The sequence below is a fragment of the Pseudomonas sp. COW5 genome, from assembly GCF_026240005.1.
Taxonomy (GTDB): domain Bacteria; phylum Pseudomonadota; class Gammaproteobacteria; order Pseudomonadales; family Pseudomonadaceae; genus Aquipseudomonas; species Aquipseudomonas kribbensis.
Genome location: NZ_JAPHVP010000001.1, coordinates 6,029,512 through 6,053,977, shown reverse-complemented (window position 1 = coordinate 6,053,977; position 24,466 = coordinate 6,029,512). Strand labels below are relative to the sequence as shown.

The 24,466-nt window shown below is 60.4% G+C and carries 21 protein-coding genes; 7 read left to right on the top strand and 14 right to left on the bottom strand.

Features of this window, described 5'->3' with window-relative positions; translation table 11 throughout:
• Positions 1-22: 22 nt before the first annotated feature.
• Positions 23-991 carry a LysR family transcriptional regulator gene (locus OQ248_RS27630; RefSeq protein ID WP_265814812.1) on the top strand — a complete coding sequence of 323 codons (969 nt, stop codon included), beginning with the start codon at positions 23-25 and terminating at the stop codon, positions 989-991.
• A gap of 6 nt (positions 992-997) precedes the next feature.
• On the opposite strand, the gene OQ248_RS27625 is transcribed toward OQ248_RS27630, so the two are convergent.
• A complete protein-coding gene (locus OQ248_RS27625; protein ID WP_265814811.1) occupies positions 998-1,426 on the bottom strand; it encodes a hypothetical protein in 429 nt (142 codons plus the stop codon).
• 143 nt (positions 1,427-1,569) lie between these two features.
• On the opposite strand from OQ248_RS27625, the gene OQ248_RS27620 reads away from it, so the two are divergent.
• Together OQ248_RS27620 and OQ248_RS27615 are read left to right on the top strand one after the other, a co-directional pair.
• Complete coding sequence (locus tag OQ248_RS27620) at positions 1,570-3,696, top strand: TonB-dependent receptor (RefSeq protein WP_265814810.1); 2,127 nt, start codon at positions 1,570-1,572, stop codon at positions 3,694-3,696.
• A gap of 70 nt (positions 3,697-3,766) precedes the next feature.
• Positions 3,767-4,201, top strand: coding sequence for a hypothetical protein (locus tag OQ248_RS27615; RefSeq protein WP_265814809.1), 435 nt, complete (start codon positions 3,767-3,769; stop codon positions 4,199-4,201).
• Between the two features lie 32 nt (positions 4,202-4,233).
• Here OQ248_RS27615 and OQ248_RS27610 read toward each other — a convergent pair whose 3' ends face one another.
• The 12 genes from OQ248_RS27610 to OQ248_RS27555 all read right to left on the bottom strand — a co-directional run bounded on the left by OQ248_RS27610 (position 4,234) and on the right by OQ248_RS27555 (position 19,364).
• Entirely contained in the window at positions 4,234-4,989 is a 756-nt protein-coding gene (locus OQ248_RS27610) for an ABC transporter ATP-binding protein (RefSeq protein ID WP_085708464.1), read from the bottom strand.
• Positions 4,983-6,044 (bottom strand): iron ABC transporter permease, encoded by a 1,062-nt coding sequence (locus OQ248_RS27605; RefSeq protein ID WP_265814808.1) that lies wholly within the window; start codon positions 6,042-6,044, stop codon positions 4,983-4,985. The genes OQ248_RS27610 and OQ248_RS27605 overlap by 7 nt, the downstream gene beginning before the upstream one ends.
• Complete coding sequence (locus tag OQ248_RS27600) at positions 6,041-7,228, bottom strand: ABC transporter substrate-binding protein (protein WP_265814807.1); 1,188 nt, start codon at positions 7,226-7,228, stop codon at positions 6,041-6,043. Before OQ248_RS27600 ends, OQ248_RS27605 begins: the two co-directional genes overlap by 4 nt.
• 64 nt (positions 7,229-7,292) lie before the next feature.
• On the bottom strand, positions 7,293-9,707 hold the full coding sequence (locus OQ248_RS27595; RefSeq protein WP_265814806.1) for a TonB-dependent receptor: 2,415 nt from the start codon (positions 9,705-9,707) through the stop codon (positions 7,293-7,295).
• Between the two features lie 93 nt (positions 9,708-9,800).
• Positions 9,801-10,778, bottom strand: a complete 978-nt coding sequence (locus tag OQ248_RS27590) for a FecR domain-containing protein (protein WP_265814805.1) — start codon at positions 10,776-10,778, stop codon at positions 9,801-9,803.
• A complete protein-coding gene (locus OQ248_RS27585) occupies positions 10,779-11,294 on the bottom strand; it encodes a sigma-70 family RNA polymerase sigma factor (protein WP_085708459.1) in 516 nt (171 codons plus the stop codon).
• An 84-nt stretch (positions 11,295-11,378) separates the two neighbouring features.
• A complete protein-coding gene (locus tag OQ248_RS27580) occupies positions 11,379-12,563 on the bottom strand; it encodes an aminotransferase class V-fold PLP-dependent enzyme (protein WP_265814804.1) in 1,185 nt (394 codons plus the stop codon).
• 14 nt (positions 12,564-12,577) lie between these two features.
• Positions 12,578-13,822, bottom strand: coding sequence for an MFS transporter (locus OQ248_RS27575; RefSeq protein WP_265814803.1), 1,245 nt, complete (start codon positions 13,820-13,822; stop codon positions 12,578-12,580).
• Positions 13,823-13,835: 13 nt separating this feature from the next.
• Positions 13,836-15,689, bottom strand: coding sequence for an IucA/IucC family protein (locus tag OQ248_RS27570; RefSeq protein WP_265814802.1), 1,854 nt, complete (start codon positions 15,687-15,689; stop codon positions 13,836-13,838).
• Positions 15,690-15,734: 45 nt separating this feature from the next.
• Complete coding sequence (locus tag OQ248_RS27565) at positions 15,735-16,883, bottom strand: NAD/NADP-dependent octopine/nopaline dehydrogenase family protein (protein ID WP_265814801.1); 1,149 nt, start codon at positions 16,881-16,883, stop codon at positions 15,735-15,737.
• A 28-nt stretch (positions 16,884-16,911) separates the two neighbouring features.
• On the bottom strand, positions 16,912-17,955 hold the full coding sequence (locus OQ248_RS27560) for a cysteine synthase family protein (protein WP_192553384.1): 1,044 nt from the start codon (positions 17,953-17,955) through the stop codon (positions 16,912-16,914).
• 14 nt (positions 17,956-17,969) lie between these two features.
• Positions 17,970-19,364, bottom strand: a complete 1,395-nt coding sequence (locus tag OQ248_RS27555) for a Y4yA family PLP-dependent enzyme (RefSeq protein ID WP_265814800.1) — start codon at positions 19,362-19,364, stop codon at positions 17,970-17,972.
• 609 nt (positions 19,365-19,973) lie between these two features.
• Here OQ248_RS27555 and OQ248_RS27550 point away from each other — a divergent pair.
• From OQ248_RS27550 to OQ248_RS27535, 4 genes are all read left to right on the top strand, one after another.
• Complete coding sequence (locus OQ248_RS27550; RefSeq protein ID WP_265814799.1) at positions 19,974-20,861, top strand: CoA ester lyase; 888 nt, start codon at positions 19,974-19,976, stop codon at positions 20,859-20,861.
• A 15-nt stretch (positions 20,862-20,876) separates the two neighbouring features.
• Positions 20,877-21,278, top strand: coding sequence for a ParB N-terminal domain-containing protein (locus tag OQ248_RS27545; protein ID WP_265814798.1), 402 nt, complete (start codon positions 20,877-20,879; stop codon positions 21,276-21,278).
• Between the two features lie 147 nt (positions 21,279-21,425).
• A complete protein-coding gene (locus tag OQ248_RS27540) occupies positions 21,426-23,630 on the top strand; it encodes a TonB-dependent siderophore receptor (protein WP_265814797.1) in 2,205 nt (734 codons plus the stop codon).
• A 91-nt stretch (positions 23,631-23,721) separates the two neighbouring features.
• A complete protein-coding gene (locus tag OQ248_RS27535) occupies positions 23,722-24,099 on the top strand; it encodes a fe2+ zn2+ uptake regulation protein (RefSeq protein ID WP_248743606.1) in 378 nt (125 codons plus the stop codon).
• A gap of 171 nt (positions 24,100-24,270) precedes the next feature.
• Here OQ248_RS27535 and OQ248_RS27530 read toward each other — a convergent pair whose 3' ends face one another.
• On the bottom strand, positions 24,271-24,444 hold the full coding sequence (locus OQ248_RS27530; RefSeq protein ID WP_265814796.1) for a hypothetical protein: 174 nt from the start codon (positions 24,442-24,444) through the stop codon (positions 24,271-24,273).
• Positions 24,445-24,466: the final 22 nt, after the last annotated feature.

The following is a 24,466-nucleotide window of genomic DNA, read 5'->3' as shown; positions in this document are numbered from 1 at the left end:
GTCCACCGGATAAGAGGTTGCTGTGTCCAACGCATTGCCCAACTGCGATGTCCAGCTGATTCGCACGCTCTACACGCTGCTGACGGAGTGCAGCGTTTCGCGCACGGCCGAGCTGCTCGGGCAGACCCAACCGGCAATCAGTGTCGCGTTGCGCAGGCTGCGGGAGCTGACCGGCGATCAGTTACTGGTGCGCAGCGGCAGCCGGATGGTGCTGACCGCGCACGGCCTCACCTTGATCGAGCCCGTTTCGCAGGCGTTGAACGGTATCGAGCAGATCCTGCATCCGGTCGACCTGTTCGATCCCGCCACCACCCGACAGACCTTTCGCATCAGCACGCCGGATTACTTGAGCGTGTTTTTCGTGCCCGCCATCATCGAGCGTTTTTATGCGCAGGCGCCGTTCGCCACGCTGGAGCTCAAGCACCTGCAAGCCGAGGGCGGCTACTCCCGTGGACTGGAGGACGGTTTTCTGGATCTGGTGATCGGCAACTGGCGAACGCCGGCCGAGCATCTTCACCTGCAACCCTTGTGCGACGATGACCTGGTTTGTCTGATGCGCGAGGAGCATCCGATTCCGCAAGGCGGGTTGACCCCGGAGGCCTACGCGGAAGCAGACCACCTGGCGGTGATGACACACAATGCGTCCGGGCAGGGCACGATTGGCGCCGAACTGGCGAAAAGCGGCCTGGTCCGGCGCGTGAAAACGACTTTGCCGTACTTCTGCATTGCGCCTTACGTGCTGGTCAAATCGAACCTGGTGTTCACCACCACACGTTCGTTTGCCAAGCACTACACCGAGTTGTTGCCGCTGCGGATCGAGCCGTTTCCGGTACCGGCGCAGCCCTTGCGCTACTACCAGCTGTGGCATGCGCGCAAACATCGCTCGCAAGCTTCGAAGTGGCTGCGCGGTGTCGTGCTCGCCGCCGCCAGGGCGATTGCCTCCGAGCCCTTGATGCCGGTGAGTCAGGATCTAGGGCTCCAGAGGACATAGCGACGTTTACCGGGCGCGTTTCAACGATTGCGAAAGAGCCTGTTTGGCGATCAGTGAGGCAACGTCCTTGGCCCCGTAGCAGCGAAACCTGACGCTGTACGCGTCGGTGTCGAGACGGACGATCTTCGTCACGAAACCACCTTCGACGGTGACCTTGCGGATCGATGTCATCGGCAGTTCGACGTCCAGTGTCCCGTCCTGAGCCATGCGGTTCATGGCATTGGCGTTCAAGTGAACAGCGTTCTGGGTCACGGTTACTTTGCCGCCCACCCACAACCCGCCGTAGTGATTTCTGAACCCCTCGAGCACGCCGGCCAACACGCCGACATTGCCGCTGCCGACGACCTCGTAGAACTCGCCCACATCCTCGTAGTTCACTTCGGCGTCGGTCACCAGAAAATTGGCCATCTTCGACTTCAATACTGTTTCGGCCATCCCTGCATCTCCTTTGTTTGATTACAGTCCAGAAACTCAGACGCCTGTTTACCTGACAAAAAACAAAATCGCCATGTGTTTACTTCGTTCATTCATACGTCGCAGTTCTCACTGCCCGTAACTGTCTGTCTGGAGTTCTCTCGATGCCCTCGCTCAAAACACTGCCCGCAGCATTGCTGGGGCTGGCCCTTGCCTGTCCGGTCGAAGCCGAGTCTCAGGGCATGGAGTTGGGGCAGGTGCTGATCGGGGCTGAAGATCAGAGTGGCGAAGACCTTTCGCTGGAGGAGGCCAAGTCCCGGCTTGCGCAAGTCCCCGGCGCTACCAATGTGGTCGATATGCGCGCTCCTTTGCAGGGGCGGGTGGCGAGCAATCAGGATGTACTCGCTTATCAGCCTGGGGTGTATGCCCAGTCAGCGGGCAACGAAGGGGTGAAAATCTCGATTCGTGGCTCGGGCATCAATCGGGCTCCTGGCGCCCACGCGTCGGGGCTGTACACGATGCTCGACGGTCTGCCGCTGACCGGTCCCGGCGGTACGCCTTATGAATTGCTGGAACCACTGTGGCTCGACCATGTGGAAGTGTTGCGCGGTGCCAACGGTTTCGACCGTGGCGCGCTGGCGTTGGGTGGGGCGGCCGATTACGTCAGCCACACCGGCTACAACGCGCCGCTGCTGAATGTGCGTTACGTCATGGGCAGCCACGGCTATGCGCAACGGCAAGTCAGCTCGGGCCAGGTACTGGGCGATTTCGATTACTACCTGTCGATGACCGATGCGCACTCCGACGGTTATCAGAATCACACCGCGAGCAAGAGCCAGGGCGTGATCGCCAACTTCGGTTATCGCTTCAATCCGAATCTGGAAACCCGCTTCTACATCCGTCACCGCGAGACCGACAACGACCTCGCCGGGCGAGTGACCAAGCATTCCATCGAGCACGATCCACGTGCGGCCAATCCGGCCTACGTGACGCGTAACGACAGCCGCGATCAGCCCGGCAGCACCTTCATCGGCAACAAGACCACGTATTACATCGACGACGATTCGAGCATCCAGACCGGTCTGGTTTATCACGACTACCCGATGGATCTGCGTGAAGGCCCGAACCGTTTAAAGGTCGCGTACACCGATGTCAGCGGCACGTTCGACTACAAGCGCCGCGATACCCTTTGGGGCCTCGAAAGCCACAGCACCGTTGGCCTGCGGGTGACCAAGCACCTGCCTAACGACGGCGCCACTGAGTTGGTTCGGATCCCCACCGGCAACACCGCCGGTTACGCGCCGGGCACGCACATGCGCAACTTCACTTATCAAGGCTCGGATACCGTTCTGCACTTTGGCAATGACCTGGAAATCGCCAACGACCTGTGGTTGACCACCGGCCTCGCCGCGATCTACACCCGCCGAGAAAGTGCCGTGACTTACCCCGACGGAGGCGGCAAAACCAGCCTCGGCGACTGGGACTACGCGCCACGTCTGGGCCTGCGCTATCAGGTGACGCCGGATCTGCAACTGTTCGGCAACCTCAGCCGCTCGGTCGAAGCGCCGCATCCGTGGTCATTGATCTACAGCTCCAACGTACGGTTCCCGGCGGGCAGCGGCGCCGCCACCGGTACCCAGCGCGATCCGGTCAAACTGCAGAACCAGACCGCGACGACGCTGGAGCTCGGCGGTCGTGGCAACAGCGTACTCGGCGAATGGAGCCTGGCCTGGTACTACGCCCAGGTGCGCCACGAACTGCTTTCGGTGTTGCCGGATGCCAACGCGACTACGCCGTACGAACTCAACGCGAGCCCGACCGTGCACCAAGGTATTGAAGCCAGTCTCAACAGCCATCTGTGGTCGGCGAACGACGGCGGCAAGTTGAGCCTGCGTCAGGCCTACACCTTCAGCGACTTCCATTACCGCGACGACGATCGCTTCGGCGACAACCGCTTGCCGGGCCTGCCAATGCATTACTACCAGGGAGAATTGCGCTACGACTTCCCACAGGGTTTCTTCGCCGCCGTCAATACGCAACTGGTGTCGAAAGTCGCGGTGGATTACGCCAACAGCTACTACGCCGATTCTTACGCCACCTTCGGCGCGACCCTCGGTTACAACGCACCCAAGGGCGACTGGCAGACCTGGCTGGACATGCGCAACCTGACTGACAAACACTACGCCGCCACCGTCACGCCGGGCTACGACGATAAAGGACTGGACGCCGCACGCTCCACTCCGGGCGAAGGCATGGCGATGTATGTCGGGGTGTCGTGGAGTCTGCTTTGAGGGGTGGTAGAAACACCGCTATGCTCGACGCGATAAATGCCCAACAGACGATGACCAGTGCAGGACGCACATGACCAAAAAAAGCTCGATCCGAACCATTTTCTTGCGCGTGCTGGCTGTTCTTATCCTCGCGCCCGGCACGTTCGCAGGTGCGATCTGGACGTTGGTCGTAGGCGCAAGAACCTATGAACGGTTTTTCAAACAGGACTCAACCGTTGACATTGATTCCGGCACCTATCTGGTCGCAGGCATTTTCACGATTCTGGGATGGTTCGGAATCGTCACGGGATGGAAGCTTTACGAGCATTTTTTGCGGTCGAGCACTTTGCCCGAATGGCACGTCCGGGCATGGTCTGGATTGTTCTGTGGGTCCCTGGCATGTCTTGCGCTGGTCCACACTACGGCGGGTGATTTACCGTCCCGACTGATTGCTTTGGGTTGGCCTTTGCTTGGATCCCTGGGGTTGGGCGGGTTGTTACTGACTGCGAAGAAGGCGGGCGATTAAGTTCCTGCCTTCGCGCTTTGAAGGAGCTCCCCTCAAACAATATCGTCAATCAAAATATGGCGCTGCCCGCGACTGCACTGCTCGATCCGCGCCTCGACCTTGTAGACCGTGCGCAGCATCGGCTCCGTGATGACTTCATGGCTGGGCCCGCTGCCATGGGCGGTGCCCCCAGCGATGACCAGCACCTGATCGGCAAAACGCAGCGCCTGATTCAAGTCATGGATGGCGATGAACACGATGACCTCGCGGCGGCGCGCCAGGGCTTTCATGAAGTTCAGCACCTGCACCTGCCGGTGCATGTCGAGTGCGCTGGTGGGTTCGTCCATCAGCAGGATTTCCGGCTCGCGCACCAGGGTCTGGGCGATTGACACCAGTTGCTGCTGGCCGCCGCTCAGTTCACCGAGGTTGCGGAACGACAGTCCGGTGATTCCGAGCGCATCGAGAATCTCGTCCACCAGTTGCAATTCATCGTCGTGGACCGACCAGTTGGGCGTCAGTTGCTTGCGCGCCAGCAACACCGATTCGTACACCGTCAGCCGCGCGCTGGCGTTCAGGCCCTGGGGCATGTAGCTGATGCCTTGGGTGCCTTTTTTCGAGCCTTCCAGAATGACTTCACCCGGACCGTCGATCAGCCCGGCCATGCGTTTGAACAACGTCGATTTGCCCGCCGCATTGGGCCCGACTACCGCCACCACTTGGCCTCCAGTGAAGGTCGCGGTGCTCACGCCTGAGATGATCTCGCGCTGGCCGTAACCGGCGCCGAGGTTTTCGAGCCGCAGCTTCACCATGAGTTTTTCTTCCCGTTGAGAATCAGAGAAATGAAGAACGGCACGCCGATCAGCGACGTGACCACGCCAATAGGGAATATCGCCCCCGGGATCAGGGTCTTGCTGACCACTGAACTGGCGGACAGGATCAGCGCACCGGTCAACAACGAGGCCGGCAGGAAAAACCGCTGATCCTCACCGATCAGCATCCGCGCAATGTGCGGCCCGACCAGCCCGATAAAACCGATGGTGCCGACGAACGCCACCGGAAACGACGCGAGCAGGCTGACCATGATCAACGTCTGAAAACGCAGGCTGCGCACGTTGATGCCGAAGCTCGCGGCCTTGTCATCGCCCAGGCGCAGGGCCGTCATCGCCCACGCGCGTTTGGCGAAAATCGGCAGGGTGATGAGGATCACCACGCAGATCACCCCGAGCTTGGGCCAGGTGGCTTTGGTCAGGCTGCCCATGGTCCAGAACACCACGGCCGCCACGGCCTGTTCGGTGGCGAAGAACTGCACCAACGCCAGCAGCGCATTGAAGGTAAACACGAGGGCGATGCCGAGCAGCACGATGGTTTCAGCGGTGACGCCACGACGCATGCTCATGAAGTGGATCAGCAGCGCCGAAAGCATCGCCATGATGAATGCGTTGAGCGGCACCATGTATTGCGCCGCCAGCGGAAACAGCGCCACGCCGAAGGCCAGTCCCAGCGCCGCGCCGAAACCGGCCGCCGCAGAAATGCCGAGGGTGAAAGGGCTGGCGAGCGGGTTGTTGAGGATGGTCTGCATCTGCGCCCCGGCCAGCGAAAGCGCCGCGCCGACAGCGACCGCCATCAGAGCCACCGGCAGACGGATGTCCCACATCACCACCCTGACTTGTGCCGAAGCGGTGTCCGGTGAGAACAACGCTTCGAGCACTTCACCAAGGCTGTATTGCGCCGGGCCGAGGGCCAGGTCGAGCAGGACGCTGAAGATCAGCAGCACGGCCAGCCCGAGCAGGATCAGCCGTTTACGCAGCACCAGCCGCCGGTAGGTGACGCTTTGCACGATCGGTGCTTCGCCCAGCGAACTCATGGTTTGGCCTCGTTTTTTTGCAGGCTGACGAAATAGCCCGGCTCATACGGCACCAGCAGGAAGCGCTCGTGCAGCTCGCGAAACGCGGCATCCGGATCAAGATCGGCGAACAGTTCCGGGTGGAACCATTTGGCCAATTGCTGAATGGCCACGAACTGGTAAGGGCTGTTGTAGAACTGATGCCAGATCGCATGAAACGCCTGAGTGTCCTGCGCCTTGATCCCGGCGTAGGCCGGGCGCTGGGTGTACCAGGCCAGCTTGCGTCGGGCGTCGGCCAGGTCCGCGCCCGGGCCGACGCCGACCCAATGGCCGCCCGGCGCAAAGGCTTCCCAGTCGGCGCTGGTGACCACCACGTGGTCGGGATTGGCGACAATCACCTGCTCGGGGTTCAGTTGCCCGAACGTACTCGGAATGATCCGACGGGCGATGTTGTTGCCGCCGGCCATGTCGACGAAAAGACCGAAGTTCTCATTGCCGAAACTCAGGCAGCAATCATCGGTGTAGCCGCCGATGCGTTCGATGAACACGCTGGGGCGGGCAGGGTGGTGTTTCTCGATCACGTCGGTGACGCGGTGGATCTGCTGGTTACGAAAATCGATGAAGGCTTCAGCGCGTTCTTCCTTGCCGAACAGCTTGCCGAACAGGCGCATGGTCGGTTCGGTGTTCTGCATGGGATTGTTGCGGAAGTCGACGTACACCACCGGGATGCCGAGGGCGTCGAGTTTCTCGATGTAACGCGCATCTTCGGTCGCGTGCTGGGCTTCGATGTTGAGGATGATCACGTCAGGTTTCTGCGAGATCGCCTGCTCGATGTCGAAGGTGCCGCTTTCGAAGCCACCGAAGGTCGGGATCTTGGCAATGTCGGGGAATTTGCGCAGGTAGGCGTTGTAGGTGTCCGGGTCGGACTGGATCAGGTCCTTGCGCCAGCCGACGATCCGTTCGATAGGGTTCTGCGTGTCCAGCGCGGCCACCAGATACAACTGGCGACCTTCACCCAGAATGACCCGGCGAACCGGCAAATGAACCTTGACCGTGCGGCCCTGCAAATCAGTCACGGTGCCCAGTGCCGGATCCGGTTCGGCAGCCTGCGCGCTGCTCGGCATCAAGGAAGACAACGACAAGCCCAGCAGCCCGGCGAACAGCAGGGTGGCGAAGGTCTGGCGGCGGCGAAAAACATTAACCATGGTGTATGCCTTTGCAAAAGCCGGATCGGACCACGACGCCAGGCGCCGCACCGGGCCGGACGTTTCAGAAATCGACAGTGGCCGAGAGCAACAAGGTCCGGGGCGCGCCTTGAGAGAACGCGCCATAGGAGGCGACGCCCGACCAGTACTCGCGGTCGAACACGTTCTGCACGGTGGCCCGGAAAGTGGTCGGCCGTTCGGCAATGCGTGTGGCGTAGCGGGCGCCGACGTCGAAGCGGGTCCAGTCATCCAGTTTCTGCGTGTTGGCCTGATCGACGTATTGGCTGCCGGTGTAGATGGCGCCGCTGGTCAGCGTCAGGCCCTCGACTTGCGGGACGTCCCACTCGGCCCAGAGGTTGGCCTGCACCTCTGGCACGCCCACGGGCTTGTTGCCGCGATTGGCGGCAACGCTGGTTCGGGTCAGCTCTCCGTCGAGCAGTGTCACGCCACCGAGCAGGCGAGTGCCCGGAGTGACTTCGCCTGCCATGTTCAGCTCCACGCCACGGTTGCGTTGCTCGCCCTGTACCGAAAACACGCCCGAGGCCAGTTCACCGCTGGGTTTCTGTAACTGGAACAGGGCCAGGGTGGACATGAAGCTGCCGTAGTCGAGCTTGACTCCGACCTCCTGCTGGCGGGACACATAAGGTGAAAAGATCTCGCCGGCATTCGAAGCGGCGGAAGGCGCGATGTCACCCTTGCTCAGGCCCTCGACGTAGTTGTAGTAGAACGCGACGTGATCCCAGGGTTTGACCACAACCCCGTACAGCGGCGTGGATCTGCTCTTGTCGTAGGAGGTGGTGACGAAGCCCGCCGCGTTGTAGTTGTCCGACTTGATGTTCTGCTGGCGCAACCCGACCGTGACTTGCACGCGTTCGTCGAGTACCGACAGGGTGTCGGCAAGGGCCACGCCCGACAGTTCGCTTTGCGAGACTTTGGGTGTATCGGGTTTGGCGATTGCAGGTTTCGGGCGGTCGATCGGGTGGTAGATGTTGGACAGGATCGCCGGGCCGGAAATGATGCCCCGCGCCAGCTCATCGCGATAGCGGGTGACTTGCAGGGCCGTGCTGTGGCTGACCGGCCCGGTGTCGAAACGCAGGCGTGCCCCGGCATCGACGGTGTAGCGCTGGACTTCGAATTTGTAATAGCCGGGGATCGACGAGGTGTCGCCCGCGTCGTTGATGATGGTCGGCGTCTGGTCGGACATGCGCGCGACGTCCGAACGGCCACCGCCGGCGTGGGCGAACAGCGTCAGGTTGTCGTTGAGATCGTATTCGCCACCGAGCAACGCCGATTTGTCCCGGGTATCAGACCAGCCCCATTCCTGACTGACGCTGGTGCGTCCGTTGGCCGCCGACGGAATGTCCACGCCGGGGGCGATCAGGAACGGCCGGGAAGCGGCGTCGAATGATTCTTTCTGGTTGATCAGGTCCAGGGTGGTGCGCAGGCGCTCGCCCTGATAGTCGAGGGAAATCGCGCCGATGCCGACCTCCCGTGACTGCTTTTCGATGGCGGTTTCGCCTTGCTGGATGCTGCCGTTGATCCTCACTCCGAATCGTCGTTCTTCGCCAAATCGCCGGCTGATGTCGAGGTGGCTGCCCACTTGTGTGTTCAAGGCGTAATTGGCGGTAAATCGGGTCAGGTCTTCGTCCAGAGAACGCTTGGGCACCACGTTGATCACGCCGCCGACGCCACTGTTGGGCGACATGCCGTAGAGCAGGGCGGCGGGGCCTTTGACCAGTTCGATGCGTTCGGCGTATTCGGTGAACACCCGATAGTTGGAGGCCACGCCGTACACACCGTCGAACGCCAGTTCACCGAGGTTGCCTTCGCCGACCGGAAAACCACGGATGAAAAACGAATCGACAATGCCGCCGGCCTGTCCCGTGGAGCGCACCGAAGAGTCGCGCTCGAGCAAGTCTCCGACCGTGACCGCCTGTTGGTCCTTGATCAGCGTCGAGGTGTAGCTGCTGACGCTGAACGGGGCGTCCATCGCGTCACGGTTGCCCAGAATACCGAGGCGTCCGCCCCGAGCGGCCTGACCGCCCGGCAGCACCGATGGCAAGCTGTCGGTGCGCTTGTCGGTGCCTTCGACCGTGGTGTCCGACAACGTGACCCGGCGTACCACCAGTGTCCAGGTGCCGTCGCTGCGGGCGACCATTTCCAGACCGCTGCCTTCCAGCAGCCGGGTCACCGCTTCTTGAATCGAGTACCTGCCGGACAATCCCGGGCTGACGAGGCCTTCAGTGATCGATGGCTGAAACGACAGGGCAATCCCGGCGTCCACGGCAAAACTCGAGAGGGTCACGCCAAGCGGCCCCGGAGCGATGTTGTAGGCTCGAACAGTGACCGCGTCCAGTTGCGCCGGCTCGGCAGCCAGCGCGAACGCACCGCCAGCCAGGCCCAGCACGACGCTGAGCAACACACTGCGTATAACGGGCTTTAGCAGACGATCCGGAAGCAAGGGTCGTGCAACGAGCATGAAGGGATGACCCTATGGACGAGGTGGAATGGTTGTTCCTTTCATTGCCAGCCGAGAACAAAAAAAGTATCACCCGCGCGGTGATTTTTTTGCTCAGGCGGGTGAGAGCGTCACCCAGTAACCGCTCAAGTGCCCGGAGACGTGCACGGGATAGGTCTGCGCCAGCATGTTCAGCGAGCGCTGGGTATCGCTGATGGGAAAGGCCCCGGAAATGAGCAAGTCGGCAATGGCCGGGTCGCAGCGCACGAAACCCCGGCGATAGCGCGCCAGTTCGACGACGAAATCCGCCAGTCGCATCTTGTCGGCCATCAGCATGCCCTGGGTCCAGGCGCCGACGTTGCGGTCGGTCGGGTTCAGCGTGCCAAAGGCCTGTGATGAAAAGTCGGTGCGTTGCCCGGCGTTGACGATGATCGGTGTGCGCTGAGGGTTGTCAGCCAGTTCGACCTGCACGGCGCCTTCGAGGACCGCGAGTTGGGTGCGCGGCTGCCATTCACGAACGGTGAAGCGCGTGCCCAGCGCCTGCATTCGGCCCTGACGGGTGCTGACCAGAAAGGGGCGAGGCTGCGCGGCGGTGTCCGGTGCGGTCTGCACGAGGATTTCGCCTTCGCGCAGATTGATGAGGCGCTGTCGGGTGTCGAACAGAATGTCGATGGCCGTGTCGGTGTTCAGGGTGATGTGCGAGCCGTCGGCCAGGGTCAGTTCGCGGCGTTGGCCCACGGCGGTGTGGTAATCGGCGGACCATTGCTGCGATTGCGCGAGTTTCCAGCTGCCCCAGCCGGCGGGCACCGCTGCCAGCAGCAAGGCCAGTTTGCCCAGGGCTGCGCGGCGCTCCGGGTTGCTCGGGCGATCCAGCGCCGACATCGCCAGCGACGGTGGCAGGCCGCCAAACTTGCTTTGCAGCAACTGCGCGCGGGACCACGCCCGGTTGCGTTCGGGGCTGCTGACTTTCCAGTATTCCCACTCCGCACGCTCGGTTTCACTCAGGTCGTTTTCGCTCAGGCGCATCAGCCACTCGGCGGCTTCCTCGAGGATTTTCGGATCGAGCGGCGGTTCATTGCGACGCGTGAGCATTCATTCCACCAGCATCAGGCACTGCACGAAAGCCTGTTTCATGTAGCGCTTGACGGTGATCAGCGAGACGTCCAGCTGCTCGGCGATGTCGGCGTATTTCAAGCCGCCGATCTGCGACAGCAGGAACGCGCGTTTGACCAGGGGCGGGAGGGTGTCGAGCATGGCGTCGATTTCGTGCAGGGTTTCCAGCACCACGAATCGCAGCTCTGGAGAAGGCACTTCCGGTGCCGGCAAATGCGCGAGGGCATCGAGGTAGGCGCGTTCCAGTGCCTTGCGTTGATACCAGTTGATGAGGATGCCTTTGGCCACGCAGCTCAGGTAAGCCCGGGGTTGCTCGATGGCCGTGACCTGAGAGGCGAGGATCCGGGTGAAGGTGTCCTGCGCCAGATCCGCCGCATCCATGGCGTTACCCAGTTTTTTCTTCAGCGTGTTGTACAGCCAGCCATGATGGCCGCTGTACAGCGCTTCGATCACGCGCAGATGGTTGTCGTTGTTCGCGGGAAGGGTTTCGCTCATGGCTGCAGTGTTTTGCAATTGAGAAGTATTCCCAATGCTAGTGTACAAAGAGCCCGCGACGCAAGCGCGAATCAGCATCCGTTTTCAGGCGCGGGGCATTCTCAACAACGCGTTTACCATGGCATCGATTTCGGCCTCGGTGTTGTAGGCGTGCAGCGATGCGCGGCTGACTTCCAGCAGGTCCCGCTGCTGCATGTCGAGCATCGTCGAGCGGAAGGTCGAGGTGGTGACGTTGATGCGTTTTTCCTGGCCGGCCAGCCAATCCTTGACGTGCGCCGCGCTGGCGTTCTGGCAGGTGAAGGTGACGATGCCTGACTTGATGGCGCCCATGTCCTGCGGCGTCACTCCCGGCACGTCGGTCAGGCGATTGCGCAGATGCGCTGACAATCGTTGAATGCGCTGCCACATCGGTTCGATGCCCTGCGCCAGGGCGTAACGGGACGCTGCCCCCATGCCCAGTTTCGCGGCAACGTTGCATTCCCAGTTCTCAAAACGCCGTGCATCGCCGCGAATTTTGAAGGTGTCCGGGGTCAGCAATGAAGCCGCGTGCAGGTCGAGAAACGCCGGCTCAAGGTTTTCGCACAAGGTTTTTTCGACATAGAGAAACCCCATGCCCCGAGGGCCACGAAGGTATTTGCGGCTGGTGGCGGCGAGCATATGGCAGTCGATTTTCTGCACATCGATCGGCATCTGCCCGACGCCCTGACAGGCATCCAACAGAAACAGAACCCCGGCTGCGCGGGCGAGGGCGCCGATCTGTTCGATGGGCTGCACCGGGCCGCCATTGGTGGCAATCACCGGCAGCGACACCAACGCAACCCGGTCATCGCCGAGCATGTCCCGCAGCGCCGGCAATGACACCTGGCCCTGTTCATCGTTGGGAATGACCCTGATCTCGATCCCGCGCTGCTGCTTGAGTTGCAGGTAGGGAATGTAGTTGCCGGCGTATTCGGTGGTCGATGTCAGCACCACATCACCGGGCCGCAGCGGCAATGAATAGAAAGCCATGTCCCAGGCGCGGGTCGCGTTTTCGATGACCGCGATTTCTTCGGGACGGGCGTTGATCAGTCGGCCGATGTCTTCATAGACATTTTCCACTTCAACGGATTGCTGCCCGGCGGCTTCGTATCCACCGATCCGGGCTTCAAGTTGCAGATGACGGGTCATCACCTCGATCACCGGATCAGGCATCAGCGCCGCACCGGCATTGTTGAAGTGAATCAGTTGCTCGACACCCGGTGTGTCGGCACGCAGTTGTTCAATGTTCAAAGCAAACTCCTTGATCAGTCTCCCGGCGGGATCTGGCTCGGTTGCATGACCATGGGCCGATAGCGCAACGCAACGATGGGAATCAGCGCGAGGACGTAGGCGAGGCAGACAAACAGGTAGGTGTACTGCAAACCATAGACCTGGCTGAGCAGGCCACCGGCCGAGATCCCGGCGATGGACGCGAATTGCGCGGTGCTTTGGGCGATGCCCAGCACGTAGCCTTGGCGCGAGCTGTCGGCGGTTTTGGAGATCAGGGCCATCAGCACCGGCGTCGTGGCGCCCAGCAATACGCCCCAAATGAAGTAGGCGCCGACGAACACGATCGGGTTGCGCGTGACGCCGGCCAGTGCCGTCAGCGCAATGCAACCAATGACAACGTAAGTGATGCGTTGCAAGGTGTCCTGCTGGCTACGGTGCTCGAAGTAACGCGACCACGCGGTTGCCGACAGAATGAAGCCCAGCGCCAGCAAGCCATAACACAGCCCGACCACCGAATTGCTGACCTCGAACACCGAGCTGACATACAGCGAGAATGACGTCTGCGGCAGCATCCGCGCCAGCAGCAAGATGCCCATGACACCCAGCAGCGACAGCAGCGGCGTGCCTTGCCAGACGCTGCCACTGTGACTGCCTGGCGTCGCTGTATCCGCAACCGGGGCCTTCTTCACCGGCGGAACGTCCGGCAGCGTGACGGCCGCGACCACGGTGCAGATGGCGCACAACACAGCCGCGATCATGTTGATCCAGAAGAACGTCGCGTAATCGAGGATCAGCCCGCCGACCACTGCGCCAAGCAACGAGCCGACGTTGGTGGAAATCTGCAGGATCGCGAACAGCCGCGCCCGCCGCGAAGGTGCTTCGATACTCACGCCATAGGCCTGGGCCGGGGCGATATAGCCGGCGAAGGCGCCTTGCAGGAAGCGCAGGATCAGGATCACCCAGATGTCACTGCACAGGGCCAGCCCAAGCTGGGTCAATGACAGGCCGGCGAGGGCGCGGATCATCATCAACTTGTGGCCGTAGCGGTCACCGATACGGCCCCAGAATGCACTGGTCAGAATAATGCCCAGCATCGGCCCGACGTACACGGCGATGCTGGCGAAACTGAAGAGCGAGTCTGACGAGGTCAGCCCACGCAGGTGGACGGGCCAGAACGGCCCGCTCATTTCCATCGCACCCATCGAAATGAGCTGGATCGCGAACAGAAGATAAATCAGGACTCTTACGCGCGAACCCGCGATGGCACCTGCATGGGTCATGGGTCAGCCTCGGTTATTGAACGACATTGAGCGGGTTGGTCAGCGTGTGCTGAATCCGGTAGTTGGAGTACTGCATCATGTGCATGCGCAGCAACGAACGGGTCGGCCACGGATCATTGAGGAAGGCCTTGCGCTCGACTTCCCACAGCTGCGGCGCGACACGCTCGCGCACTGCGGCGAAGGCCAGTTCGGTCTCTTCACGCAGAATGTCCCACATCCGGTTGTTGTCCAGCGCGTACTCCTTGGTCAGCCACAGGGCCATTTCATGCAGGTGCGTGAGGAACGCCGCGTCGAGCACGAACATGCGCACCGGTTCGATATCGCCCTCGAACACCGTTGGCAGAATGCCCGGCTGCACGTGCGGTTGCAGGGTGTAGCCGCGTCCTTCCAGCAATGGAGCGTAGGTCCTGCCGTCGCCGAAATCACGGATCAGCAGACTACGTGCTTTGCCATCCGGGGAAAACAGCACCATCGTGTTCTGCTGGTGCGCCTCAAGCCCGATGCCGTACATCAGGTAGATCGCCACCACCGGGTGGGTGACCACTTTGGCGTACTGGCGGAACCAGTCTTCGACCTGCGCGGTATTGGCCCGAACGCCGTCACGCTCGATCAACTCGGTGAACAACGGGCGACCGCTGCCCGGCAAGCGAGTGAACAGAGAAGCCACGGTGATCGGCAGACACCCGTCGGAACGCTCGAACGCTTGCTGACTGGCGCGGAACACCACTGACAGATGCCGGCCGGGGTGGTCGTCCTGCGTGATCGCGTTCTTGTAGCGAACACCGATTTCTTCCGGGAAGATTTCCAGTCGCTGCTCGAAACCGTTTTCGACTTCGAGGATTTTCGTGATGACGGTGCTGATGCGCGGCCCCATGTGGATCGACTTGGCCTGCAGGCTGCGCAGTTCGCTGGTCATCCACACGGCAATCGGCAACTTGATCAGCGGCGCGCTCTCCTTGAGCACCGGCATCATCGTGCGGTAGGACATGGTCGGCAGGGTCTGGATGTCCGGGCCGTCGGTGATCAGGATGCCTTCAGCGATTTCCGCCGCGAAGTTTTTCAGCACATAAGCCTGCAAGTGCCAGGTGTGAATCGGCAGTGGCAGCCACTGGGATTCGTCCAGGCCCTTGTCGTTGAGTGACGCTTTCCATTGCTCCCATTGAGTCGGGAAGTTGCTGGCGAACCAGCTGTGGTAGTCGGTGACGTGGGGCATGCTTTCGCTTTTCGCCATGTCGGCCCGCAGCGCGGCAATGCGCAGTGGCACCTGGGCGTTGAACTCCGGCGACAGTTGCTCGACTTCTTCATCGCTCAGACCCGGGCGGGCTTTCCAGGTCGGATAGTACGGGTGACCCTCCAGCGAGCCCCACTGATCGAGGAGGATCGCGGCGTCCTTGGTGCTGGCGTGTTGGCGCAGGTAATCGGTCAGGCTGTCGAGGCCTTGTTCCCGGGCGGCAGCGGCCAGTCGTGCGTTCCACTGTTGGCGATGCTGACGCGCGTGGGCGTCGTTCATCAGGCTGTTTTCCATGTCCGACTTGAGCCCGGCGATGCCTTCATCGGTGGGCTCGAAATCGAAGCTGTCGCGCAGCACATCCAGCAAATCGTGATGGGTGTGAATCACCTGGCGCACGCCTTCATCGGTCACCAGCACCACGTCGCCGTCATTGACTACGGTGTCGGCCGGGCCCTTGGCGATGTTGGAAAAGAACACATGGGAGCGGCCGTCTTTCAGTGCGTAGGTGGCTTCGTTGCCGGTCGCAGAGAAGCGCAGCCCGGAGCGATCCAGGATGTTTTCGGCAAACAGGCAACGGATCATCCGTCGCAGGGCGTTCTTGCGGGAGTAGGCGATGAGTGTCTTGAAGTCATCCATATCAGCTATCTGCTCGTCGAGAAATTAATGAAATGTTGAACCCGCTCACGCCGTGCGCGGCCAATGGCGGGGGAAGTAGTCGAGCGCCGAGTCGCGCAAACCCTGCATATAGGAAACGCTCCATTGCAGGACTTCTTCGATGTAGGGGACTTTCAGTTCGAAGCGCCGGGCCATTTCCACCAGCAGCACCAGGCCGTAGGCGACGTCTTCATTGAAGGCGCGGCTTTCCCGTTCGATCACGTAACCCGCGCGGTTGTCGTCGGCGGGGATCATCGGGGCGAGGATGTCGTTGTAGGCCTGGTTGGTGCGCAGGATCGACAGCATGCTGCTCTGATCGCGGATCTGCTCTCCGTAGGCTTCGACGATTTCCTGCTTGAGGGATTTCACCGACGACAGATCGATACCCAGGCGCTGACTGATCACGCTGCACAGTTCCTGACTTTCCTGATCCATGCGCTCGAGAAAATAGGCGCCCAGTTCTGGGCACTCGGTCCACCAGCACATGCGCTGCGGGAAGATCTTGCGATGCCACTGGCCGTAGGGACCGATCAACCCGTAAATCACCGAGCTGTGCATGATCGGATTGCCCGGTGTCAGGGTGATTTCCAGGTAGTGGTCGAGCATCGTCACGCAGGGGCCGTACAGCGTCGTGAGGATGTCCTCCAGATGCTGCCGTGATTGCGCTGATTCCCGGTCGTGCAGAGCGACATACAACTGGCTCTTGCCGCCGCCCATCTTCACCGACACGCCCGGCTTCAGATCGAACGCGGTGTGTGGCACATCCTTCATGCCCCAGATCACTACGTTCGAATGGTCACCCAGCGTGGCTTCCGCCAGCCAGTCGAAGCCGCAGAATCCCGGAATCGCGCCGACGTACACCGGTTTGCTCGCGCTCAAATGCGGCGCGATGGCTTGCAGGGTTTGCGGTCGAGCGTGGGCCGGTACGGTGATGATCACGATGTCGGCATCGGCCACCACGACGCTGGCGTCGGTGCTGACCAGGTCCGGTCGCGCGCTCAGCGTCGAGCCGTCCGGCATCAGCGCCTGCATCGGCAGGTTGGCGAGGTGCCGGTGGACCACTTCCTGATTGTTGGTGAGCATCGAGACCTGAACATTGGGCAGCTGTTTAAACAGGATGGCATTCAGGTGCCCGGTCCGGCCTGCGCCGCAGATGGCGACTTTCAGCGGTTTCATACAGAGACTTTCCTGTGTGGGAGACGCGTCAGGCGACGCTCAATTGCAGGGGAGTGGCGTCGGATTCCAGCCAGCGTGTCTTGCCCAGCCAGTTATCCAGTTGTGGTGCTACGCCCGGGTCCAGCAGGTCCCGCTCTTCGAGCCATTTGTCGTCGAACACGGTGTGCAGGTATTTTTCGCCGCCGTCGGCAATCGGCACCACGACATTGCCGGTCAACGTGCCTTTGTGGATCAGTTCCAGCGCCTTGTAGATCGCACCGCCGGTCGAGCCGCCGACCAGCAGGGCCAGATTGCGCGCAATGTAGCGGGCGGTTTCGAAGGCCTGGGAATCGGTGACTTGCAGGCCCAGATCGATGCAGCTGTAGTCGAGCACCAGGCCAACGGTGTCGCCGGCCGGGGTGCCGGTGCCGGACTGGTAATACGGATAGCCCGGATGGCCGAAGACAATGGAACCGGCCGGTTCGACGGCGACGGTGACGATGTCCGGGTTGTGCAGTTTCAGTCCCCGTGCGATGCCGGTCATCGAGCCGCCGGTGCCGACGCAACCAACGTAGGCGCCGATGTGGCCACCGGCCTGAGCGATGGTTTCACGGACGAAATCGCTGTAGCCGCCGGCGTTGGCCGCGTTGTCGGACTGGTTCATGAACACTGCGCCGGGGATCTGCGAGGCCAGTTCGGCAGCCAGCCGTTGGCGCTCGACCACAGCCACTTCGTCTTCCCGATAGGTTCCGGCGACAAAGCGGATCTCGGCACCGAGTGCCTTCATCACTGCAATCTTGTCCTGCGCCGCATGGTGATCGACCACGGCAATGAAATGCAGATCGAACTCCACGGCCGCCATGGCCAGGCCGATACCGGTATTGCCGGAAGATGATTCAACGACCACGCCACCGGGTTTCAACTTTCCGGACTTGAGCGCCGCCAATACCATGTTTCGCGCCATACGGTCCTTAATACTGCCGCCGGGGTTGTTCTTCTCTATCTTGAGCAAAAGCCGGGCGTTGGTATCCGGAACATCGATGCCCAACATTGGTGTATTGCCAATAAGATCCGAAACTTTATTCAGTATCATCTGGACGTCTTCCCTTAATAGTCAGGTGTGAATGCGTAGTTACCTTCCGTACAACATGTCGCCATCAGTCGCTGCGGCAACGGATGGCGATGAAATTCGTTTTCCAGCAAGTCCATCTGATAACCGGCGGTGTTGGCGTAGATCAACAAGTCGCCGGTTTGTGGTGTTGTGTCGAAGTTGATCAGGCGATGAGTGATCACATCATCGTCCAGGCAACTATGGCCGGCGATGTAGGCTTGCATCGGAACAGGTTTCGATTCTTTCGATGTAATAAGGATTGGATCGACAAGGTATTCAGACGAGAACCAGGTCTCGCACGCGCTGAAACTGCTGCCTTCGGCAAAGATCACAACTTTGTTGTCGGCCATTTGTTTGGTGCGGGTCACGCGAAAGACGCTTATCGCTGCTTGATCCACCAGACTACGGCCCGGTTCCAGTGCCAGTTTTATATTCTGGCTCTTCAAGTAACCGGCAATGGTTTTTCCCGGGGAATGATCCGACTCCAGGAATAACTCCAGCCACTGGCAAGCCGTCAGACTGCTGCCATAAGGATAAAAAGAGTCGGGTACTCGACGGTTCTGATAATGGCTAGGGTTGTTGTCGTTCTGCAGAAAGCTGTTGTAATCCTGCGGGTCTACATATCGCATCGGCAGGCCTCCACCGATATCGATCATGACCGGGTCGAGGCCCATTTCCCTTGCTGCATCGATGTAGCCGGTGACCTCACGGAAAGCCTGTACCCGTGTTTCGTAGCCGTAGCCGCCGAGGTGGAAATGGAACCCTTCGAAGTGGAACGACTCACGCGATTCGACCAGGTATTGAAGGCACTGAAACAAATCCTCCGCGCCCATTCCGAAGCGGCTCGCCGGGCAACTTGTCGGCCTGTAACGCAGCAGGATCCGGGCTTTGGCCGGTGGTTGCGAAGTGTCGAGCAACGCCTTGAGATGGCTGAACTCTTCCAGTGAGTCCACACAAATCAGCGATCCGCCTTGCAACAGTGCGCGATGAAACGCTGCCGTTTTGGCCGGCCCGGTCGCACACAAATGTTCCGCCGGCGTTCCGGCGCGCAGTGCCGCCTGCAGCTCAAACAGGCTCGACACGTCGGTGCCGATGCCCGAAGCCGATGCCGCAGCCAGCAGGCATTGCGACTTGTTGGCTTTTGCTCCGTAGAAAATCGCGTAGTCAACGTCGTGTCGTTTCAACACCGATTGCAGCGCCTGAACGTTGGCCTCAAATGCATGTGGCCATACCAGATTCAGCGGGGAGCCATGTTGGTTAACGAGTTCAAAAAGTTTTCCCGGGGAATATTTAAGTAGATTGTCGATAACAGGGTCGATTAACGGTTTCAGCACTTTTGGATATTGAGCTTCTGTTGTTGCTTTAGTTGGCGGCGCAATTAATTCAGGCATAGAAAACCTCTGGCGTCGATAATCGCCATATGCAGGTCGACAACTAATCGTTATCGATTTTTGTGTTCTTGCTGCTCGTCAGATACGAGTGTTTAAAGAGGTGGAGGCGGATGACAGATCCACTCTGCAAATAAACACGGGGTATGTTCTTTCATAAAATTTTCACAAAACTGTTTCATGAGAACCCCACTCCTTAAGGTTCAGGCAGGCAAGGAGAAGGCCAATGAGTGGTGGCCTTGTCTCTTTTGAAGTGCCATTACCTGACATGTAAATGACATCATTGCGCCGAACTTTTCGTGAACAAAATCACAGGTCTTGATTTGAATCCTGACCCTGTCAGCGGCTCGAACAATATTGCGAACAGGAACGATTATCAAGTAAGGTTTTCAAATATTTTTGAATGAACACACACAACAGGGGAGTGCGAAGCCGTTTGTTCGCATGCTCAAGTAAGCGCTCGCGTGTTGAATTTAAAAACCGTCAACGCCTTGTTATTCAAGGTGTTGACGGTTGATTCAAGACATCGGGATTCAGCCCGTTTTTTCCCCTGTAACAGGTGTTCGAATTTTTTTGAAAACCCACGACTGAAGCACGCTCAGGAGAGTCCCGATGACTGTTCGTCACAGCACCAACGCCACGCTTCCCATCAGCTACCTGTTCGTTCCCGGCAACCGGCCGGAGCGCTTTTCCAAAGCGGTCGAAGCCGGGCCGGACGCGATCATTCTCGACCTCGAAGACGCCGTTCATCCGAACAGCAAAGCCGTGGCCCGGGCGTCGATCTGGGCCTGGCAGCAGAGCACGCCCGAAACCGCCAGCCAGCGTTACATCCGGTTGAACAGCGTCGGCAGTTCGCTTTTTCGCCAGGACATGACCTGGCTCGGAGACATGCGCTACCCCGAGCGCTGCGCAGGGATTTTCCTGCCCAAGGCCGAATGTCCCGAGAGTCTGTCCCGCGTGGTTGAGCGCCTGCTGGAATGGAACCCCGAACTGCAAATCGTCGCCATCATCGAGACCGCCAAGGGCTTGCATCAGGTCGAGGCGATTGCCGCGATTCCCGGCCTGGCGCGGCTGGCATTCGGCTCTCTGGATTTCTCCTTGGACATCGATTGCAGCCAGATTCCCGAAGCGTTTCTGTTCGCCCGCAATCGCATTGTGCTGGCATCGCGCGTTGCCGGTTTGCCGGCGCCGATCGATGGCGTGACCCCGGCCATCAGCGACATGGCGCTGGTCGAGCGCGACTCGCGTTACGCGCGGTCGCTGGGGTTCGGCGCCAAGTTGTGTATCCATCCGTCGCAAATCGCCACGGTGCAGAAAGCGTATCTGCCCAACGCTCGCCAACTGGCGTGGGCGGACCGGGTCCTGAACGCCGTGGCCGGGGGCAGTCATGCGGTGCAGGTGGACGGCGAAATGGTCGATCTGCCGCTCATCGAACAGGCGCAACGTCTTCGGGACATGGCCAGCCAGTACGCGCTGCTCGCCAACGCGGATGCCTGCTGAAACGGGGGACGAATCATGGGACATGGTTACCAGATTGCCCTGCGTCCACTGTGCGACGTGCGGCAATCCGAGCAGGTCGATCCGCTCAACGTGCAGCGGCTGCGCGAGGCGATCATCCAGGCCGGACACTGGCTGGAACCGATCATCGTCGAGCGCTCCCGGGGCATCGTGATGGACGGCAATCACCGGTTCAACGTAGCGCGGGCATTGGGGTTGAAACGGGTGCCGTGCATCCAGCTCGACTACGCCGATCCGCGCGTCTGTGTGCGGCATTGGCAAACCGGGCAGGCGTTCGAGGTGGCGCGGATTTTCACCACCATCGAGCGCGGCGAACTGTTCCCGTACAAGACCACCCGGCACGCGTTCAATCCCGCGTTGCCGGTGATCTCCATTCCGCTGCAATGCCTGTACGACTGACCTGTGCCGGAGGATGGGCTTCTGCCGCCCATCCTCTGCGCAACCCGATCGCCAAAAAAATTCCGACGACGCTGATACTTTTTCGATTGCTGGCTGGCAAATAGGAGTCATTACCATTTTCAGCCATTCGAGAAGGACCCCATCGTCATGTCTGTTGCACGTCGACCTTGCAGTGAACGCGCGTTAACCCTGGCTATTCGCACCGCCATGCTGAGTTCTATTCTGGCCGCAGGAAGCGCCACTGTCTTGGCAGCAGACCCCAAGCAATCCGAGCAACAGGACACCGTCTCCACGGAAGGGCTGACGCTGGACACCACCAACGTCAACGCCAGTTACAACGGCGCGACTGCATTGCCGGAAGTGCTCGCTGGCGGCCAGGTCGCCCGGGGCGCGCGACTGGGGATGATGGGCAACAAGGACGTGATGGACACGCCGTTCAGCGTGACCAGTTACACCGCGAAAACCCTCGCCGACCTGCAAACGGTGACCGTGGCCGATGCCCTGGAGCGTGACCCTTCGGTGCGCTCCACCGGGCAGACCGGCGGTATCGTCGACTCGTTTTTCATTCGCGGATTTGCGATAGGCGAGGGCAACCTCGGCGAACTGGCCTACGACGGTGTGTATGGCGTGGCGCCCAACTACCGGGTGTTCACCGAATACGCCGAGCGCGTCGAAGTGCTGAAGGGGCCGGGCGCGCTGATGTACGGGATTTCACCGAATAGCGGCGTCGGCGGCGTGATCAACATCGTGCCCAAACGACCACTGGACGAAGATCTGACCCGCTTCACCGGCACTTACGCGTCCGACTCGCAAGTGGGCGGGCATCTGGACGTCAGTCGACGTTTCGGCAGCGAGAACCAGTTCGGCATCCGTTTCAACGGCAGCACCCAGGGCGGCGATACCGCGATCGACAATCAGGAGCGCGCACTGGACATCGGCGCCATCGCACTCGATTACAAGGGCGAACGGTTGCGCCTGAACCTGGATTACATCAGCCAGAAAGAGAGCTTCGACGCGGCCTCGCGACCGTTCACCATCGCGCCGGGCGTGAAGGTTCCATCGGCGCCAAACGGCCGCACCAATCTGCCGCAGGACTGGGGCTGGTCGGACACCAAGGAACAGTCGGCATTGCTCGGCGGCGAGTACGACCTCAATGACAACCTGACCGTGTTCGCCCACGCCGGCGGTGGTCGCTCCGACGTCAAACGAATGTCCGACCAGGTGCCGCGAATCCTCAACGACGCCGGCGACACCAGCAACATCCCTGGCTATTACAAATTCAACGTCGACCGTTCGACCGCCGATGTGGGGATGCGCGCGCTGTTCGCCACCGGTCCGGTCACTCACACGACCACGATCATGGCGACCCGTTACCAGGACGAGTTGTCCCGAGGCATCAACAACGGCACGGAAATACGCTCGAACATCTACCACCCGGTGGATGTGCCCAAGCAGTACATCAACTCGCCGAAAGTGCTGCGCATTTCCGAGTCAGAACTGTCCGGCGTCGCACTGACCGATACCCTCGGCTTTCTCGATGACCGGATTCAGTTGACCCTCGGTGTGCGCCGACAGGACATCGAGTCGCGTAACTACAGCGCATCCGGTTCGGTCAGCTCCCGTTACGACGACAGCGCCACCACACCGCTGGCGGGCGTGGTGGTCAAACCGTGGGAAGACGTCTCGCTGTACTACAACTACGTCGAAGGCCTGAGCAAAGGTGACATCGCCCCCGGCACTGCGGCCAACTCCGGCGAAACCTTCGCACCCTACAAATCCAAGCAACATGAAGTCGGCGTGAAGTACGAACACGGCACTTTCATGACTACCCTGGCGCTGTTCCAGATCGAGAAACCGAGTGGCGAAATCGGCGCCGGCAACGTGTTCTCGGTGCAGGCCGAGCAGCGTAACCGTGGCGTCGAGTTGAGCATGTTCGGCGAAGTGGCGCCGGGCACTCGCCTGATGGGCGGCGTGACCTTGCTCGACGGCGAACTGACGGATTCGGCCACCGCTGCCAACCGTGGCAACAAACCGGTGGGCGTGCCGGACGTACAGGCCAACCTCTGGGCCGAGTGGGATACACCGTGGGTCGAAGGTTTCACCCTGACCGGCGGCGCGATCTATACCGACAGCCAATACGTCAATCAGGCCAACACCCAGGAGCTGCCATCCTGGACCCGCATCGACGCCGGCGCCCGTTACGCCACCAAGATCGAAGGTCGGCCGACGACATTCCGCGCCACGGTGCAGAACGTGTTTGATCGTGAGTACTGGTCGGGTGTGGCGTCCTACGGCGCGTTCTCCCCGGGCTATCCACGCACATTGCAATTGTCGGCGACCGTCGACTTCTGATCGGAGGGCGCACTTGATGGCGGAGCCGTCGAGTGCGCCTTCTTCTATATATAGCTACGCACAGCGGCTGATCATAAAAAGGAGCATTCGAATGTTAACCAGCCCGGCATCGACGTCCTCTGGCAAGCAATCGCAGTTCCCGTTGGCGAAAGGTCAGCGGGCCTTCGATTTCGAGCGCAGCACCAATGAGCACATCCGCGAACTGCTGCATTATTACGGGCTGCGCACCAGCCTGATCCGGATCAAGGTGATCGATGCCTTGCTGGTGGCTGCACGGGAAGGACGCGCCGTTGGCGGGCGCGGGGTGCATGGGTATCTGCAGGCGTTTGTCAGCGGTATTCAGTTCGTCAGCGTGAGGGAAGTGCTCAAGCGTTTGTGCGAGGAGGGCGTTATCGTGTTTCAGCCGGACAAGAGTTATCGGTTTACCGGCGAGGCGTTCTCGCTGCTCGAGCAGCATGCTGGCCGGTGACATTCGCTTGTATTCAGCCAGATCAAGACCACCTGTTTAGCCGTAGGTGGTTTTGTCGTTTTGGGGATTGATCGGACCGTTATCTATGGACGGTTTCCCTGTTTCAGTGGAGCCGATTGGAATTGCTGAGCTGCGCAAAAAGTTGCGCAGTTGTCCGTAATAAAACTCCGGTCAAAACCCCGGCAGGCCTTGCCGATCAAGGTCTCCAGCCATGTGCGCAAGAAGTTGCACAGTACTGCGCAACTTCTTGCGCACTTTTTCGCTGTTTCCTACAGCAAAGAATGGAAAATTCTCACGCAAGATTCGTAAGCCCTTGATGGGTAATGGCCATGTGATGGCTGGCATGACTTTTGATTCCTCCTTTGCC